1 pseudogene is annotated in these 295 nt (G+C 31.9%); it reads right to left on the bottom strand.

From position 1 onward, the window contains the following. Positions 1-295, bottom strand: a pseudogene (locus tag HUK49_RS11080) (IS110 family transposase); the annotation flags it as partial.

Here is a 295-nt window from a genome sequence, read left to right as displayed (position 1 = left end):
TTTGTCGCATAAGTATTGGACTTTTTGTAGGAGGAAAGAAGACTTGTCCACATTCGGAAAACTATTAATCTGTATTTCAATTAATTTTTGGACATACTTGTGAGCTTTATTAACTGAAATGCCTTTATCAGTTGAATGAAGTACTTTTTCCACCAATTCATCATGAGTCAAAGTACTTACAAAATCAGGATGAGGAAATGCTTTAGCTATATTTAATGCGATTTTTGAATATCTGTTAGTAAATAGCTTTTCTAACCCTGGAAATGTTTGATGTAGTGTTTCGACTAACTCAACT

The sequence above is a fragment of the Limosilactobacillus portuensis genome (assembly GCF_014838735.1).
In the GTDB taxonomy this organism is placed as follows: domain Bacteria; phylum Bacillota; class Bacilli; order Lactobacillales; family Lactobacillaceae; genus Limosilactobacillus; species Limosilactobacillus portuensis.
This window is presented reverse-complemented; position numbering and strand designations above follow the sequence as displayed.